13 protein-coding genes are annotated in these 17,272 nt (G+C 60.8%); 10 read left to right on the forward strand and 3 right to left on the reverse strand.

Annotated elements, in window-relative coordinates; genetic code table 11:
* Positions 1–146 precede the first annotated feature (146 nt).
* The 5 genes from AC1D1J_RS21105 (at position 147) to AC1D1J_RS21125 (ending at position 9,710) form a co-directional block, all read left to right on the forward strand.
* Positions 147–3,713: an indolepyruvate ferredoxin oxidoreductase family protein gene (locus AC1D1J_RS21105; RefSeq protein ID WP_477695781.1), complete on the forward strand. Its 3,567-nt coding sequence runs from the start codon at positions 147–149 to the stop codon at positions 3,711–3,713.
* A gap of 230 nt (positions 3,714–3,943) precedes the next feature.
* Complete coding sequence (gene yajC, locus AC1D1J_RS21110; protein ID WP_477656808.1) at positions 3,944–4,285, forward strand: preprotein translocase subunit YajC; 342 nt, start codon at positions 3,944–3,946, stop codon at positions 4,283–4,285.
* A gap of 68 nt (positions 4,286–4,353) precedes the next feature.
* Positions 4,354–6,228, forward strand: coding sequence for a protein translocase subunit SecD (secD, locus tag AC1D1J_RS21115; RefSeq protein WP_477687516.1), 1,875 nt, complete (start codon positions 4,354–4,356; stop codon positions 6,226–6,228).
* 37 nt (positions 6,229–6,265) lie between these two features.
* Positions 6,266–7,219: a protein translocase subunit SecF gene (gene secF / locus AC1D1J_RS21120; RefSeq protein WP_477687515.1), complete on the forward strand. Its 954-nt coding sequence runs from the start codon at positions 6,266–6,268 to the stop codon at positions 7,217–7,219.
* A gap of 28 nt (positions 7,220–7,247) precedes the next feature.
* Complete coding sequence (locus tag AC1D1J_RS21125; protein ID WP_477695782.1) at positions 7,248–9,710, forward strand: DUF1631 family protein; 2,463 nt, start codon at positions 7,248–7,250, stop codon at positions 9,708–9,710.
* 66 nt (positions 9,711–9,776) lie between these two features.
* Here the strand turns inward: AC1D1J_RS21125 and AC1D1J_RS21130 are convergent, their stop codons facing one another.
* The 3 genes from AC1D1J_RS21130 to AC1D1J_RS21140 all read right to left on the reverse strand — a co-directional run bounded on the left by AC1D1J_RS21130 (position 9,777) and on the right by AC1D1J_RS21140 (position 12,824).
* Positions 9,777–10,289, reverse strand: coding sequence for a Smg family protein (locus AC1D1J_RS21130; RefSeq protein ID WP_477687513.1), 513 nt, complete (start codon positions 10,287–10,289; stop codon positions 9,777–9,779).
* Positions 10,290–10,348: 59 nt separating this feature from the next.
* A complete protein-coding gene (gene dprA / locus AC1D1J_RS21135) occupies positions 10,349–11,497 on the reverse strand; it encodes a DNA-processing protein DprA (RefSeq protein ID WP_477695783.1) in 1,149 nt (382 codons plus the stop codon).
* A 103-nt stretch (positions 11,498–11,600) separates the two neighbouring features.
* The gene (locus AC1D1J_RS21140; protein WP_477687511.1) at positions 11,601–12,824 is read right to left on the reverse strand and encodes a LysM peptidoglycan-binding domain-containing protein; all 1,224 of its coding nucleotides are present in this window, start codon (positions 12,822–12,824) and stop codon (positions 11,601–11,603) included.
* 216 nt (positions 12,825–13,040) lie between these two features.
* On the opposite strand from AC1D1J_RS21140, the gene def reads away from it, so the two are divergent.
* The 5 genes from def (at position 13,041) to AC1D1J_RS21165 (ending at position 17,242) form a co-directional block, all read left to right on the forward strand.
* Positions 13,041–13,562, forward strand: a complete 522-nt coding sequence (gene def, locus AC1D1J_RS21145) for a peptide deformylase (RefSeq protein WP_477687510.1) — start codon at positions 13,041–13,043, stop codon at positions 13,560–13,562.
* 83 nt (positions 13,563–13,645) lie between these two features.
* Positions 13,646–14,632: a methionyl-tRNA formyltransferase gene (gene fmt, locus AC1D1J_RS21150; RefSeq protein WP_477695784.1), complete on the forward strand. Its 987-nt coding sequence runs from the start codon at positions 13,646–13,648 to the stop codon at positions 14,630–14,632.
* A 34-nt stretch (positions 14,633–14,666) separates the two neighbouring features.
* Positions 14,667–15,413, forward strand: a complete 747-nt coding sequence (locus AC1D1J_RS21155; RefSeq protein WP_477695785.1) for an AzlC family ABC transporter permease — start codon at positions 14,667–14,669, stop codon at positions 15,411–15,413.
* Positions 15,410–15,745 carry an AzlD domain-containing protein gene (locus tag AC1D1J_RS21160; RefSeq protein WP_457282408.1) on the forward strand — a complete coding sequence of 112 codons (336 nt, stop codon included), beginning with the start codon at positions 15,410–15,412 and terminating at the stop codon, positions 15,743–15,745. The genes AC1D1J_RS21155 and AC1D1J_RS21160 overlap by 4 nt, the downstream gene beginning before the upstream one ends.
* 303 nt (positions 15,746–16,048) lie before the next feature.
* Positions 16,049–17,242 carry a phosphoglycerate kinase gene (locus AC1D1J_RS21165; RefSeq protein ID WP_477695786.1) on the forward strand — a complete coding sequence of 398 codons (1,194 nt, stop codon included), beginning with the start codon at positions 16,049–16,051 and terminating at the stop codon, positions 17,240–17,242.
* Positions 17,243–17,272: the final 30 nt, after the last annotated feature.

A 17,272-nucleotide genomic window follows, 5' to 3' on the forward strand; every position in this document is an offset into this window, starting at 1 on the left:
CCCTAAATCGGGCAAACAAAGCAAAGACATATCACGGCTGGCGGCATACACTTTGCATGCAACTAGAGGGCGCCCCCTATCCGGGGGTGACCCTTCTCGGCCTGCCCACAAGGCGGTACTAAAAACAGTCCTGGAGACCCACGAACATGAACGCGCCCCTACCTGAACACATCCGCAAAGCGCTAGAGACCGTCACGCTTGACGATAAATATTCTTTAGGCCACGGCCGCGCTTTCATGAGCGGTGTCCAGGCGCTGGTCCGCCTGCCCATGCTGCAGCGCACGCGCGATGCGATCGAGGGGTTGAACACGGCGGGTTTTATCAGTGGCTACCGCGGCTCGCCGCTGGGCGGCTATGACCAGGCCCTGTGGGCCGCCAAAAAGCACCTGGCTGCACAAAACATCGTGTTCCAGCCCGGTGTCAATGAAGAGCTGGGTGCCACGGCCGTCTGGGGCACGCAGCAACTCGACCTGTACCCGCAAAGCAAAAAATTCGATGGCGTATTCGGCATCTGGTACGGCAAGGGCCCGGGCGTGGATCGCTGCTCCGACGTCTTCAAGCATGCCAACATGGCGGGCACGGCCAAACACGGCGGCGTGATCGCCATTGCCGGCGACGACCATGTCTCCAAGAGTTCCACCGCCGCCCACCAGAGCGACCACATCTTCAAGGCCTGCGGCCTGCCGGTGTTCTTTCCTTCCAATGTGCAGGACATCCTCGACATGGGGCTGCATGCGTTTGCCATGAGCCGCTTTTCCGGCGTCTGGTCGGGCATGAAAACCATCCAGGAAGTTGTCGAGTCGTCCAGCTCCATCCTGGTCGATCCGGACCGCGTGAAGATCATCATCCCCGAAGATTTCGAGATGCCGGCCGGCGGCCTGCACATCCGCTGGCCCGACGCGCCGCTGGAGCAGGAAGCGCGGCTGATGGACTACAAGTGGTACGCGGCGCTCGCGTACATTCGCGCCAACAAGCTGAACTACAACGTCATCGCCGGCCCCAAAGACCGGTTCGGCCTGATCGCCAGCGGCAAGGCCTTCAACGACACGCGCCAGGCCCTGGCCGACCTGGGCCTGGACGAAGAGACCTGCCACCAGCTCGGCATTCGCCTGCACAAGGTCAACGTTGTCTGGCCGCTGGAGGCCACCATCACGCGCGACTTCGCCGAAGGCCTGCAGGAAATCCTGGTGGTCGAGGAAAAACGCCAGGTCATCGAATACCAGATCAAGGAAGAGCTCTACAACTGGCGTGCCGATGTGCGCCCCAATGTGCTGGGCAAGTTCGATGAACCTGAAGGCGACCAGTCGGGCGGGGAATGGGGCCGTTCCAACCCGAGCGACAACTGGCTGCTGCGCGCCAAGGCCGACCTGACGCCGGCCATCATCGCCAAGGCGATTGCCAAGCGGTTGAAGAAACTGGGCGTGCCCGCCGACATCATCTCCCGCATGGACGAGCGCCTGGCCGTCATCGAAGGGCGCGAGCGCGCCCTGGCCGCCGGCAAAGCCGACACCGGCGAGCGCGCGCCCTGGTTTTGCAGCGGCTGCCCGCACAACACCAGCACGCGCGTGCCCGAAGGCTCGCGCGCCGTGGCCGGCATCGGCTGCCACTACATGGCAACCTGGATGGACCGCTCCACCTCCACCTTCACCCAGATGGGCGGCGAGGGCGTGACATGGGTGGGCCAGGCGGCTTTTACGACCGACGAACACATCTTTGCCAACCTGGGCGACGGCACCTACTTCCATAGCGGGCTGCTGGCGATCCGCCAGGCCATCGCCTCGGGTGTGAACATCACTTACAAGATCCTCTACAACGACGCGGTCGCCATGACGGGCGGCCAGCAGGTCGGCGAGCGGCCCGAAGGCCATTCGGTGCTGCAGATCATGCAAAGCCTGCGTGCCGAAGGCGTGGCCAAACTGGTCATCGTGACCGATGAGCCGCAGAAATACGACGGCGCGCCGCTGCTCGAGGGCGTGACGGTGCACCACCGCGACGAGCTGGACAGCATCCAGCGCGAGTTCCGCGAGATCAAGGGCACGACCGCGATCATTTACGACCAGACCTGCGCGACCGAAAAGCGCCGCCGCCGCAAACGCGGCACCCTGGTGGACCCTGAAAAGCGCGTGGTGATCAACGAGCTTGTCTGCGAAGGCTGCGGCGATTGCTCGGTGCAATCCAACTGCCTGTCAGTGGAGCCGCTGGAAACCGAGTTCGGCCGCAAGCGCCGCATCAACCAGAACACCTGCAACAAGGATTACTCCTGCGTGAAGGGCTTTTGCCCCAGCTTTGTCACTGTCGAAGGCGGGCAGCTGAAGAAGCCAAAAAAAGACAAGAAAGGCGCACCCAGCAGCCTGTTTGTGGTTCCCGAGCCCGTGTTGCCGGTGGCGGAAAACGCCTGGGGTATCGTGGTAGGCGGCGTGGGAGGCACCGGCGTCATCACCATCGGCCAATTGCTGGGCATGGCAGCCCACATTGAGGGCAAGGGTGTGGTCACGCAGGATGCGGGCGGCCTGGCGCAAAAAGGCGGCGCCACCTGGAGCCACATCCAGATCGCCAACCGGCCGGAAGCCATTTACACGACCAAGGTCGACACCGCCAAGGCCGACCTGGTGATTGGCTGCGACCCGATCGTGGCGGCCAGCAAGTACACGCTCACCGTCATGCAGCCGGGCCGCACCTATGTGGCGATGAACTCGCACGGTACGCCGACGGCTGCCTTTGTGACCAACCCCGCCTGGCAGTTCCCTGGCGGCAACTGCGAGACGGCCGTGACTGCTGCAGTGGGCGCTGACTTGCTCGGTAGCTTCGATGCAGAGCAGGTGGCGGTGCAATTGGTCGGTGACTCGATCTATACCAACCCGCTCATGCTCGGCTTTGCCTGGCAAAAAGGCCGGGTGCCGCTGTCGCATGCTGCGTTGATGCGGGCCATTGAACTCAATGGCGTGCAAATCGACAACAACAAGGCAGCTTTTGAGTGGGGCCGGCGCTGCGCGCACGACCTGGCTGCTGTGCAGGCCTTGTTCAAGGCAGCCCAGGTGATCGAGTTCGTCAAACGGCCCGCACTGGCCGACATGCTGGCCAAGCGGGTTGACTTCCTGACGGCCTACCAGAATGCGGCTTATGCGCAGACCTACCAGGCCTTCGTCGAGAAGGTGCGCGCCGCGGAAGCGCCGCTGGGCAAGACGCTGCTGACCGAGGCGGTGGCTCGCTACCTCTTCAAATTGATGGCCTACAAAGACGAGTATGAAGTGGCGCGCCTGCACACCGACACTGGTTTCCTGAACAAAGTCAACGGCATGTTTGAAGGCGACTTCAAGCTCAATTACCACCTGGCGCCGCCCATGATTGCGTCCAAAAACGACAAGGGCGAGCTGCAGAAGAAGCAGTTCGGCCCCTGGATGCTGGGCGCATTCAAGGTGTTGGCTCGCCTGAAAGGTCTGCGCGGCACGCCGCTGGATGTCTTTGGCCGCACGGAGGAGCGGCGCACCGAGCGGGCCCTGATTGAGGAATACAAGGCGAGCCTGCAGGACGTGATGGCGGGCCTGACGGCCGAAAACCATGCCACGGCGCTGGAAATCGCCCGGATTCCGGAAATGATCAAGGGTTATGGCCATGTCAAGGCACGCCACCTGGCCGCCGCGCGGCCCCAGTGGGCCGCGTTGATGGAGTCCTTTCGTACCCCCGGATCTACCGTTCAGCGGGTAGCGGCTTAAAGCCTGGACCGGCGCTGGCCTCGCCGCCGGTCCGGTGTTTCCTTCATGGGACGGCTTTGCTGCGGAGCTTGCAGCAGCCCCTTGCGCGCACCCCCGGCTTGAAAAGCCCCTGGCGCGCGCCAGTTACCCCTTTCTGCGGATGCCCCGCCGCATACAATCGTGAACTCTGTGCGCTGTCCGTGCCGGATGGCGCGCGCCAGTGTGTCTTTTAAATCGTTGTGGAGTTAGCCGTGTTCATTTCTTCCGCCTTTGCCCAAACCGCTCCCGCTGCCGCTGCCGGCGGTGACATGATGTCCTCGCTGACGGGCATGCTGCCTCTGGTGCTGATGTTCGTGGTGCTGTATTTCGTCATGATCCGCCCGCAGATGAAAAAGCAGAAAGAGCATCGCGCCATGATTGAGGCGCTGGCCAAGGGCGATGAAGTCGCCACCGCAGGCGGCCTGCTGGGCAAGGTGACCAAGCTGGGCGACGTGTACCTGACCCTCGAACTGGCGCCAGGCGTCGAAGTCCAGCTGCAGCGCAGCGCGATCATCCAGGTGCTGCCCAAAGGCGCTATCAATCCAGCCAAATAAGGCTTTCGCCGGCCGCAACGGCCGGCAGGCCTGACTTTGTTCATCCGTCCACCAGGAACAGCCCTCTCATGAATCGTTATCCGGCCTGGAAGTACGCCATCATTGTGATCGCGCTCATCGTCGCAGCCCTGTACACGCTGCCCAACTTTTTCGGCGAAGCGCCTGCGGTCCAGGTTTCCAGCGCCAAGTCCACCGTCAAGATCGACAGTACGACGATGGCGAAAGTGGAGCAAATACTGAAGGAAGCCGGCATTGCGGCCGATGCCGTCGCCCTGGACGATACTTCCGTCAGGGCGCGGTTTGGCGATACCGATACGCAACTCAAGGCCAGGGACGCGATCCAGAAAGTACTGGCGCCGGATTCCGAAGATCCTCCGTATGTCGTTGCGCTCAATTTGCTATCGCTCTCACCTCCCTGGCTAGCCCGGCTTCATGCTTTCCCAATGTACCTCGGGCTTGACTTGCGAGGCGGCGTGCATTTGATGCTGCAGGTGGATATGCAGGCCGCGCTAACCAAGCGCGCCGAGTCCCTGGTTGGCGACCTCCGGACATCGCTGCGTGAGAAAAATATCCGGCACGGCGGCATCGCCCGTAATGGACAGGCCATTGACATCAAGGTGCGTGACTCTGCCACGCTGGCATCAGCCAAAGCCCTGATTCAAGACCAGTTTCCCGACCTCCAGACTGCTGAGGTCCCCGAGGGCACGGAATACAAGCTTACGGCTACGATCAAGCCTGAGGCGGCGCGCCGCATTCAGGACCAGGCTCTCAAACAGAACATGGTGACCCTTCACAACCGGGTCAACGAGCTGGGCGTGGCAGAGCCGGTAATACAGCAGCAGGGCATAGATCGCATTGTTGTGCAACTACCGGGTATTCAGGATCCTGCCCGGGTCCGGCTAATTATTGGCCGTACCGCCACCCTGGAAATGCGTCTGGTGGATGACAGCGCTGAGGCCCGTGCAGCCATGACCGGGGGAGGCATGGTGCCCTTCGGCTCGGAAAAATTCCCCGATATCAGCGGCAATCCGGTGATTGTGAAGAAGCAGGTTCTTGTTACCGGCGAGAGCCTGACGGATGCCCAGGCCGGCTTCGATTCGCAAAAGCAGGAGCCCAATGTATCCCTGACGCTGGATGCCAAGGGTGGGCGGGTGATGCGCGAAACAAGCCGCGAGAACATGGACAAGCCGATGGCCATCCTGCTGTTCGAAAAGGGCAAAGGGCAGGCTATTTCGGTGGCAACCATTCGTGGTGAACTGGGTACACGGTTCAGCATCTCGGGCGCCATGAATATCAATGCCGCCAACGATCTCGCCCTGTTGCTGCGTGCGGGCTCGCTGGCCGCCCCCATGGAAATCATTGAAGAGCGCACCATCGGCCCGACGCTGGGCGCCGACAACATTGCCAAGGGCTTTCACAGTGTGTCGTGGGGCTTCGTCGTGATCGTGGCGTTTATGGCGGCCTATTACATGCTTTTTGGCCTGTTTTCCGGCCTGGCGCTAGCCGTCAACCTGCTGTTGCTGGTCGCGGTGCTGTCAATGCTGCAGGCTACCCTGACCTTGCCTGGCATGGCGGCCATGGCGCTTGCGCTGGGTATGGCGATCGACTCCAATGTGCTGATCAATGAGCGTGTGCGGGAAGAGTTGCGAAACGGTGCCTCCGCGCAAGCGGCGATTCATGCAGGTTATGAGCGGGCCTGGGCAACCATTCTGGACTCCAACACCTCGACATTGATCGTGGGTCTTGCGTTGCTGGCTTTTGGGTCCGGCCCGGTCCGCGGCTTTGCCGTTGTGCATTGCATCGGTATCCTGACCAGCATGTTCTCGGCGGTTTTTTTCTCGCGCGGCCTGGTCAACCTCTGGTATGGCCGCCAGAAGAAGCTCAAGACGGTTTCCATTGGCACCGTATGGCGGCCCGCCACTTCGGGTGTGGTTGCGAAGTAAGCCCGGCCCTTTTTCCTGAATTTCCCAAGGACTCCAGATGGAATTTTTCAAAATCCGGCGTGACATTCCGTTTATGCGGCACGCCCTGATCTTCAATGCCATCAGCTTTGCCACGTTCGCTTTGGCCGTATTCTTCCTGTTCTCGCGGGGCTTGCACCTGTCCGTGGAATTCACCGGTGGCACCCTGATGGAGGTGAACTACACCCAGGCTGCCGACGTCGGGAAAATCCGCGATACGGTGGCTGGGTTGGGCTTCGCCGATGTGCAGGTCCAGAACTTCGGCACCTCACGCGACGTGATGATCCGCCTGCCGGCGCAAAAGGGTGTAAGCACTGCGCAGCAAAGCGACAAGGTGCTTGCAGCCCTGAAAACTGCCAGCCCGGATGTGACGTTGCGGCGCACTGAATTTGTCGGCCCGCAGGTGGGCGAGGAACTCGCCCACGACGGGCTGAAGGCGCTCGCCATGGTCGTTTTCGGCATCATGGTCTATCTGGCTTTCCGCTTTGAATGGAAATACGCCGTGGCGGCCATCATCGCCAATTTGCACGACGTCGTGATCATTTTGGGATTCTTCGCTTTCTTCCAATGGGAGTTTTCACTGGCTGTGCTTGCTGCTGTGCTGGCGGTGCTGGGCTACTCTGTCAATGAGTCGGTGGTGATTTTTGACCGGATCCGCGAGAATTTTCGACGCTATCGCAAGATGAATACCACCGAGATCATCGACAACGCGATCACGTCCACCATCAGCCGTACCATCATTACCCACGGTTCCACCCAGATCATGGTGCTGTCCATGCTTCTCTTTGGCGGCCCGACCCTGTTTTACTTTGCCCTGGCGCTGACCATCGGCATCCTGTTCGGGATCTATTCGTCGGTGTTTGTTGCCGCTGCAATCGCCATGTGGCTAGGCATCCGGCGTGAAGACCTGATGAAAGGGCCGGCCAAAAAAGACGAGGATCCCAATGACCCCAACGCCGGGGCCACGGTGTAAGCTATGACTTAATCATCCTAGGGCGGCTGTGGCTCCAAGTAACAAAAATAGCAGGGTTCTGGTCGAGCAGGCACGTGCGCTGTTTGCGGAGCGCGCTGTACGCGTACTGCCTGCGCTGGCGAAAACCATTCAGGACAGGCTCACTGCCGCGGTTGATCAGCCCGGTAGCGTCCGGGAAATGCAGGACCGGCGTGATGCCTGGATGGCTTTCCAGAAAAGTGGTGCCACCTGGGTCCGTGGCACAACTGCCGCATGGACCACTGCCCAGACGATTCCCGCACCAAACTCGCCCTCGAGGTTTGCCGACAGCGGCAAATTTGAATTGATGGGTAACGACGTGATGGAGGACAAAATCCTTGCTTCGCGGCTCGCGCTTCGGTTGCTGGACTTCGCAAGCTGGGAGTTGAACGACCTGCGGTTGCGCATCCAAAACCTGGAGGCCGTCACGGAATTGCACAAGCAGGACATTCTTCGCCCCGAGGTGCTTGCACAGCACATGGTTGAACAATGGAGTCTTGCATCGCTGCCACGGGATGTCTGGCTCGTTGTCCAGGATGTCATCCAGAAGGACATGGGTACACACCTGCTGGAGACTTACCACGCCACCAACGAGTTTTTGGTGCAGCAGGGGGTGATGGCGGAAATCGACTTACGGCCGCTGGTCAAACGCACTCCCTCCGCGGCGGATGCCGGGGCGTCTGCCAGGAAAGCCTCCAGTCCCGAGAAGGAACGCGGCAAATTCGGCGGCGAAACCGGGTTCAGGGCCGGCGGGTCTGAGGGCGGTGGTGCACGTGGTTTTGGTGGAGGCCAAGGCGATGGGCCTGATGGCCGGGCTCAGGGTGTGGGTGGCGGGCGATCTTCAGCCTCTGCCGGCCGTCAGGGTGCAGCTTCTCCAGGTGCAGCGTCCGAAGGAGCAGGGTCGCAGCCAGGCGTATCCAGGCAAGGCGGCGCAGTCTACGATGAAACCCGCATGCAAACGGCGACGACGCCGCTCGCCAGGGCACGCATGAGGGCCCAGGGTGTGATGGGGCACCTCAAGCGTTTGCTGTCGAACCAGGTCGCAGGCTTCGACGATACCCACCCCACACAGGCTTCCCCTCAGCTCGCGCAGGCCATGGTGAGTGTGCAGAAGCTGGAAGAAACCGGTGCAGAGCGTACCTTGCTCGCAGATGCGCAAGGCCAGATCTATGGCCAGGTGCATGTCGACAATGCTGCTACTGCCTTGCGGGAACGAACCAATACGCTCAAGCAGGCGGCGTCCACCTCATCCGAGAAGGCGACGATTGAAATCGTGGCCCTGATGTTCCAGAGCATTCTTGCCGAAGACCGCATTCCGCCTGTGATCCGGGTCTGGTTTGCCCGTTTGCAGATGCCGGTATTGCGTGTGGCGATTTCCGAGCCAGAGTTCTTTGAGTCGCTGCAGCATCCTGCACGCCGGTTGATCGACCGCATGGGTTCCTGCGTATTGGGCTTTGACGTCACGGTGGCCGGCGGGGCCATGGAATCTGAAGTCAAGCGCATTGTGCAAGTGATAGAGCAGTATCCCGAAACAGGGCGCCGGGTGTTTCAGCTGGTTTATGACGAGTTCGAAAAGTTTTTATCCAAATTCCTTTCCGAGCATGGCAGCGCCGCCCGTGTTGTGAGTGTCGCGCAACAGGTCGAACAAAAAGAGACCATGACGATCCAGTACACCATTGAGATGCGGAACATGCTCAATGACATGCCGGTTCGTGACGAGATCCGCGAATTCCTCTTCAAGGTATGGGCTGAGGTATTGGCGATCGCCGCGATGAAGAACGGGCCGCAGCACGAGGAAACCATCACGCTCAAGCGGGCTGCCGCTGATCTGGTGTGGGCCGCGAGCGCCAAACCGAACCGCAATGATCGCGCCCGCGTGATTGCAGACCTGCCGAAATTGCTGCAGCTGCTGCGCCTGGGCATGTCCATGCTGGGCTTGGGTGTGTCTGACCAGGACGGGCACCTGAAGACCATCAGCGATACGCTGGCCGATGCATTCATGTCCAAAACCGACACCATTTCGCAGGAGCGGGTGGAGATCATGGCCAAACGGCTGATGAACCTGGAAGATTATCTTTCCGATGAGGACGTCGGCGACCTGCCGCTGGATACTGACAGCCTGGTCACCATGATCGGGATCGATGCTACCGACATTGAAGTGATCGCCGATGGCGGCAGCCAGCCCACGGAAGCCATGCGCGCATGGGCCCGGGAGCTCCAGGTAGGTACATGGTTCAGCCTGGACCACAACGGCAAGATCAGTCATGTGCAGTTTGCCTGGTGCAGTGATCGCAAGCAGTTGCACCTGTTTGCTTCTGCCGATGGCCGGAACTTCCTGATCCAGGCTCGTCGGCTCGCGGCCTACCTGCAGTCGGGTTTGCTGGTGCCTACTGAAGAGGAGGCGCTCACGGTACGTGCCACGCGCGACGCGCTTGCCAAGCTGGATGCAAATCCCGAGCGGTTGCTCGGCTAAGCGCCTCGTTGTCCGGCGTGCCCGGGCAACCGGTTCAAAAATGTCGTTTTTGTGCCGCAGTGCTATTCAGTGAGCAAGGCGACCTTCCGCGTCGTCGCACAATTCGTCCAGAACCAGCGCATCGGGTTCTTCGCCGAAGCTCCAATAGACCATCAATACGATGATTTTCAGGTCATCCAGCGTGACGGGGTCGCCTGGTGCCGCCATGGCACGGTCAATCACAATCTCGCGCATGTGCGGAGGCAATACGCCGGACGACTCAAGGAAGCTCACAAATCCCAGGCTCTGTGCGCCGAGTTGTGTTTGCTCGGCAACCGAATAAACGCGAAGGCTGTCGGGGGATTGGGGCTGAATGAGCGGATGTGCACCGGGCTCAGTGAGCTCTGACGGGGCACTGGCCGGCAGGCTGATTTGCGTGCCTTGGGCAGCGATATTCAAGCCGTCGAGCCAGACGAGGGCCGCCTGGATTTCTTCCGCCTCAAAACCCGCCGCTGTCAGTTTGCGGCCGAGCCGCTGAAGTTCGGGGCAAGCGTCACCTTGCCAGTAATTTTCGTAGACGTACACGAGTACTTCGAACATGCGTCCAATATAACGCAGTTGGCGGCAGCATTGTCAAGCCGGTGAAAAGAGTGCGGTGTTTATGCGTCAGCGCGTCGCTGGAACAGGCCGCCGGGAAGCCTGAACACCTGCCCGTCGAGTTCCAGCTCAAGTAGCTGTGCCTGCAGCAAGGCTGTTTCGATCCCGGTTCGCGCCTGTAGTGTGTCCAGGCTCACCACGTCGAATCCCAGCGCGGCGATCAGGGCGGTAGATGGAGGGGGTTCGACCAGGGGACCGGTTTCTTCCTCTGTTGGCGTATGCGCCGCTGCACCCGGCGCCATGCCCCGTGCAGGGAGATTTAATTCCTCCAATACGTCCTGCGCAGTTTCCACCAGCTTGGCTCCCTGCTTGATCAGTGCGTGGCAGCCGCGCGACTGGGGCGAATGGATGGAGCCGGGTATGGCAAACACTTCTTTGCCCTGTTCGGCCGCCAGCCGCGCGGTGATCAGCGAGCCGGATTGCAGAGCCGCCTCGATGACCAGAGTGCCCAGCGACAGGCCGGAAATGATGCGGTTGCGTCTCGGGAAGTTCGCGGTCAGCGGTGGCGTGCCGAGCGGGAATTCGCTGATGAGCATGCCTTGCTGCGCAATACGGTGCGCCAGCTCGAGATGTTTTTTGGGATAGACGCGGTCAAGTCCGGTACCCACCACGGCAATGGTATCTCCACCGGCCTGCATGGCGCCGTCATGCGCCGCGCCGTCGATACCCAAGGCCAAGCCTGACACAACGCAGAGTTTGGCACCGGCCAGGGCCTTGGCGAATTGGCGCGCATTAGCTTCGCCCTGCGGCGTCGGGTTGCGGCTGCCTACAATGGCTATATGGGCCACGTGGGATGGCGATAACGTCTGCGGCTGGGTTGCATGCTTGCCGAGCATGTAGAGCATCAGCGGGGGATCGGCGATATCGAGCAAGGCCGCAGGGTAGGCCTCATCTCCCAACGCGACCACCCGCCGGTCATCCCCAGCCTGCAGCCATTCCAGTGTCATTTGCAACTGGGCTGCCAGATTCGGAGGCGCTGTCTGGAGAGTTCGTGCCAGTTTCTCAGACCCCAGTTGTTCCAGAGTAGTCGAATTCTGGTCAAAAATCGCCTGCGCTGAGCCAAACACGGCTAACAGTTTGCGGGAATTCTCATTTCCTACCCCCGTCGAGAGGGTCAGGCGCAACCAGGCCCGGAGCTCTTGTTTTTCCACGTGATGGCCAGGGCTAAAAGAAAAACAGGATCAACGAATTCGAGAATATCTCGAATGTCGATGGACCTGGCTTGCCCAAGTTCTTGCGTTGCTTGTCCGCCGGTTAATTGGGGTTGACGAAGCGATCTCCAACCTTCACGCCATCAGTCACCTGTAAGACGAGGGCATAGGAAACGGCATCGAAAGTACGAAACACCATCAACAGGCCATTTCGCTCGTTGGGCAGCTTGATCTGCGCGCGGCTACTGTCAGTCTTGTCTTGGAGTCGTGCACCGTCCTTGAGGATGGCCATAACATGGCCACGCTCCATGCCATCCTTGGCGCCGCGATTGATGACTACGACCTGGTTTTCCGCCGCATTGGTCACGGCGCTGCCGTAAATCGAGACGATTTGTCCGGCAACGGCAGTGGAGGGTGCATGCGGTATGTAGTTCAGCAACTCGCGTGGTGGTTCCACCAACAGCCGGTCACCTACACGCATTTCCTCTTTGGTGGCAACAATGTCAATTGTGGCGGGCACGATTTCGGATTGCAGCTTGCCGTCTTTACCGGCTATCTCCGCAACGGATTCGCCGCGCGCTATTTCCGCCTTGCCGACGTATTGCGCCTCGTAGCCCAGAATCGCCTGGGTCGTCGGGTCTTTGAGCGGCGTTGCGTTGCGAAACACCCGGTAATTGACCGGTTCGCCTTTTTCAATACTCAGGGGCTTGCCGGTGGTGCTGCCGGCACCGTATTGGCTACGCGCATAGGCGCGATCTCCGCGGCTAAGCAGGACACGGCCTTCCTGGGCCGCCACAATGCGGGGAGCGTTGGACAGCATGGCCTCATCAACAATCAGGGCCTCATTCAGGAAGGGCTCGATCAGGTTGGGCGCGATCGTGGGAATGGAGGCGTCTGCCAGGGTTTCAAAGCGGGTGCGCGGAGAAACGCGTACGGTGTCTGTCGGCGGGCCATCGGTTTGGGCCTGGCGGGTTCGCAAAACGGCACGCCCATTGGATTTCTCCAGATAGAGCTGTTGCCCCGGGTAAATACGGTGAGGGTTGCGGATGTCCTGGAGGTTCATGCCCCATAGCTCGGGCCAGCGCCAGGCGTTTTTCAGGAATAAACCGGAAATTGCCCACAAGGTGTCGCCGCGCTTCACCGTGTAGGTATCGGGCGCATTGGGAGCCAGGTCGCCCAGGGGAACGCCTGTCTGGGCCACTTGGGCTGCCGTGGCTTTTTGGTCGGCCGTGATGGGAAAGTTCTGAGCATGCAGGCCGACTGAGATGCCCAAAAGAGCTGCGGCGGCTATTGAAATTTGACTGAAACGACCAGAAATTGTTTGCATCTTGTAGGCCTTCGGCGCTTTTATGGGGCTAGTACGGCGTTTTCGGGGTGCAACCCCGCGAAAAAACCGTGTCTATATCTTGATAAATCACTAACGATTTTGTACCTAAGCCCTTGATTAAGCAACGAATACACGATTCTGGGAATATCAGGATGCCGAAAAACAGGGAAAAGTGGCGAAAATAGCGACATCTCACCCATTGCCCAGCCTTCCTCCATGAGCCAGTTAACCATTCTTCGTTACCCCGACCCCCGCCTCCACACCGTTGCCAAGCCTGTGGCGGCCGTTGATGCACGCCTGCGCAAGCTGGTCGACGACATGCTCGAAACCATGCACGAAGCGGCGGGCATCGGCCTGGCGGCAACCCAGGTGGATGTGCATGAGCGCCTGGTCGTGATTGATGTCAGCGAAGACCGGACCCAGCCCCTGGTGCTGATCAATCCCGAGATCGTCTGGGCGAGCGAAGAAACGCGGGTGGGCGACGAAGGCTGTCTTTCGGTTCCCGGCATTTATGACGGCGTTGAGCGCTCCACGTCCATCAAGGTGCAGGCCCTTGACCTGGACGGGAAGCTGCAGATGCATGAGGCTGAAGGCATGCTGGCGGTTTGTATCCAGCATGAAATGGACCATTTGATGGGCAAGGTGTTTGTCGAATACTTGTCGCCGCTCAAGCGCAACCGCATCAAGACCAAGATGATCAAGCAGAAGAAGGACGAAGAGCGCGACGCCGTGCGCTGAGCGTTTCCGGTCGGCTTGCCGGATACGCGGGGCTTTGCTGCTGCCGCCCCGGATTTGCTTAGGGGTCTTTAGAATCGGACCCCATGCGCGTTATTTTTGCCGGTACCCCTGAATTCGCCCGAGTAGCCCTGGAAAAACTGCACGCAGCTGGTTTTGAAATTCCCCTCGTACTGAGCCAGCCTGACCGCCCAGCAGGCCGCGGCATGAAACTGCAGGCTTCGCCCGTCAAGCAATGGGCCGAAACCTCACACGCACCCATCGCCCAACCCAGAAGCTTGCGGCTGGACGGCAAATTCCCTGACGATGCAGCCGCTGCGCGCGAAGCCATCACCGCAGCGCGCGCGGACGTCATGGTGGTGGCGGCCTATGGACTCATTCTTCCGCAGTGGGTTCTGGATGTATCGCGGTTGGGCTGCCTCAATATCCACGCGTCGCTGTTGCCGAGATGGCGCGGTGCCGCGCCGATTCACCGGGCCATCGAAGCCGGTGATCCGGAAACCGGCGTCACCATCATGCAAATGGATGCCGGGCTGGACACGGGCGACATGCTCCTGACGGAAAAGCTGCGCATCGCACCCGGCGACACCACGGCTTCGCTGCACGACAAGCTGGCCAATCTGGGCGGGCGGCTCATCGTGGAGGCCCTCGAGATCGCTGCGTGCGGAGGCCTGCAGGCGGTCTCTCAGCCCGCGGACGGCATCACTTACGCACACAAAATTGAAAAACATGAGGCATTACTGGACTGGTCGCAAGGCGCTTCCGTACTCGAGCGGCGGATCCGGGCGTTCAACCCGTTTCCCGGCGCGGCCGGTGTTGTAGACGGGCAAACCCTCAAGTTCTGGCGTGCCGAAGTTCTGGCGGATGTCAGCCGGCCGCGTGGGGCCGAGGCCGGTGAAGTCCTGGCCGCAGGGCCCCAAGGCGTGGACATTTGTGCCGCCGATGGCGTTCTGCGTGTGAGCCGGCTTCAAAAAGCCGGCGGCAAGGCGCTGGATGCGTCCGAGTTTTTGCGGGGGTTTGAGATCCGTCCCGGCATGGTCTTCATTCAACCGGATATCGCCAAACAGGGGTGAAAAAAATGACGGAACAGAAAAGGGCGGGGTTTTTGTGAAGACATTCTTCAAGCATCCGGACTTCCGGCTCGGGGTGAGTGAGCTCGCCACCGTCGCGCCGGGCATCGCCGCCTGGGGCCTGATGACGGGCGTGGCAATGGTGAAGTCGGGCATGAGCCTCATCGAGGTGCTGCTGATGGCGGTGCTGGTTTTTGCCGGCAGTTCCCAACTGGCAGCCTTGCCTCTCATCGTAGCGGGCGCACCCATGTGGGTGATTCTGGCCACCTCGTTTTGCGTCAACCTGCGCTTCATGGTCTTTAGCGCCCACCTGCGCCCCTATGTGATGCACCAGAGCCTGTGGCGCCGCATGGCTTTTGGCTACGGCATGGCCGACCTGAACTATGTGCTTTTTACCAAACGCTTCCCGCACCCGGCCGCCGATGCTGCCGGCATTGAAGCCCAGGACGCCTACTGGGTCGGCAGCTGCGGCATGAGCTGGGTCAGCTGGGTGGGCGCCACACTGGTGGGCATTGCGCTGGCCAATTCCATTCCGCTGTCCTGGGGCCTGGGCTTTGCCGGCATCCTGGCGCTGCTGGGCATCATGTGGTCGCTGGCCACCACCCGACTGCGCGCGGTGTCTGCAGCCATCGCGGGTGCCGCCGCTGTCGCCACCTTCGCCTTGCCGCTCAAGCTCAATATCCTGGTGGGCATTGCCGTAGCCGTCATCGTCTGTCTGGTGCTGGAAAAATCAGCTCCGACCAAGCCTGCGGTATCCACTCCAGGAACCGGAGACGCAGCATGAACCAGACCGATCTCTGGACGGTGGTGACCATCATCGGCATGACGCTGATGACCGTCCTCACGCGCTCCTTCTTTTTTCTCTCCAGCAAGCCCTGGACTTTGCCCGGCTGGGCGCAGCGCGGCCTGCACTACGCGCCCATTGCTGCGCTGGCCGCAGTGATCGTGCCGGAAATGGTGATGACGCAGGGCCATTTCATCGCAACCTGGAAAGACGCGCGGCTGTTTGCCGTGGTCGCCGGCACCGCCTGGTATTACTGGCGCCACGGCGTGCTGGGCACCATCCTGGCTGGCATGGCGGTGTATTTGCCGCTGCATATGGGGTTGAATTGGTAGCCCCCACGGTCGCTCACTTCGTGTAGCTCCCTGCCCCCCAAGGGGGCCGCCCGCCCTTCGGCCCGGCAAAGCCGGTTCCGGGGCTCATGCTGGCCTGGTACGGCTCGCTTCGCATCGCGGTTGATGGTGAGTGCTATCAAATCAGTAGCTGCTTGCGCTCGTTCTGCTTGGGCTGGAGGTCGATTTGATGCGTAAATTTACGTTTTCCCGGCTTTGTCTGACGGGCCCAGGTACATACAGGCACCTACAATTTGAGGCTTTGGGCGCTGTGGCCCAAAGCCTTTTTTATTCTGCGAGCGATTTATGAACTTCATCCGTTTCTCCGACCTGTGTGCCAGCGGCAAAGTTGCCGGCAAGCGCGTGTTCATCCGTGCCGACCTCAACGTGCCGCAGGATGACAGCGGCAACATCACCGAAGACACGCGCATCCGCGCTTCCATCCCCTGTATTCAAATGGCTTTGGACGCTGGTGCGGCGGTGATGGTGACGTCCCACCTCGGTCGGCCGGTGGAGGGTGAATTCAAGCCTTCTGATTCGTTGGCGCCTGTGGCCAAACGGTTGGGCGAGCTGATGAAACGCGACGTTCCGCTGGTGTCGGGCTGGGTGGACGGTGTGGATGTCAAACCCGGCCAGCTGGTGATGCTGGAGAACTGCCGGCTCAACAAGGGCGAGAAGAAAAACAGCGAAGAGCTGGCGCGCAAGATGGCCGCGCTCTGCGATATTTTTGTGCACGATGCTTTCGGCACGGCGCACCGCGCCGAGGCTTCCACCTATGGCATTGCGCAATACGCGCCTGTGGCCAGCGCCGGCCCACTGCTGGCCGCCGAGATGGACGCGATTTCCAAGGCCCTCTCCAGCCCGCGCAGGCCGCTGGTTGCCATCGTTGCCGGCAGCAAGGTCTCGACGAAGCTCACCATCCTCAAATCACTCGCCGGCAATGTGGACCAGCTCATCGTGGGCGGCGGTATTGCCAACACCTTCATGCTGGCAGCTGGTTTGAAAATCGGCAAAAGCCTGGCCGAAGCCGATCTGCTGACTGAAGCCAAAGCCGTGATCGAGGCCATGAAGGCGCGCGGCGCCGAGGTGCCCATCCCGACGGACGTCGTCACCGCCAAAACCTTTGCCGCTGATGCGCCGGCCACCGTCAAGGCGGCCACTGACGTCGCCGATGACGACCTGATTCTTGATATCGGCCCGCAAACCACGGCGCGGCTGGCGGCGCAGCTCAAGGCGGCCGGCACCATCGTCTGGAACGGCCCGGTCGGCGTGTTTGAGTTCGACGCCTTCTCCAAGGGCACCGAAGGTATTGCGCGCGCCGTTGCGGACAGCAGCGGGTTCTCCATCGCCGGAGGCGGGGACACGCTGGCCGCCATTGCCAAGTACGGTATTGAAAAGCGGGTCGATTACATCTCGACCGGCGGCGGGGCTTTTCTGGAAGTGCTGGAAGGCAAGACCTTGCCGGCCTTTGAAATCCTGCAAAAGCGCGCGGGTCATTGAGGCGCTACTTGCAAAATACGGCAAACCGCG

Source organism: Polaromonas sp. P1_F8 (assembly GCF_056405635.1).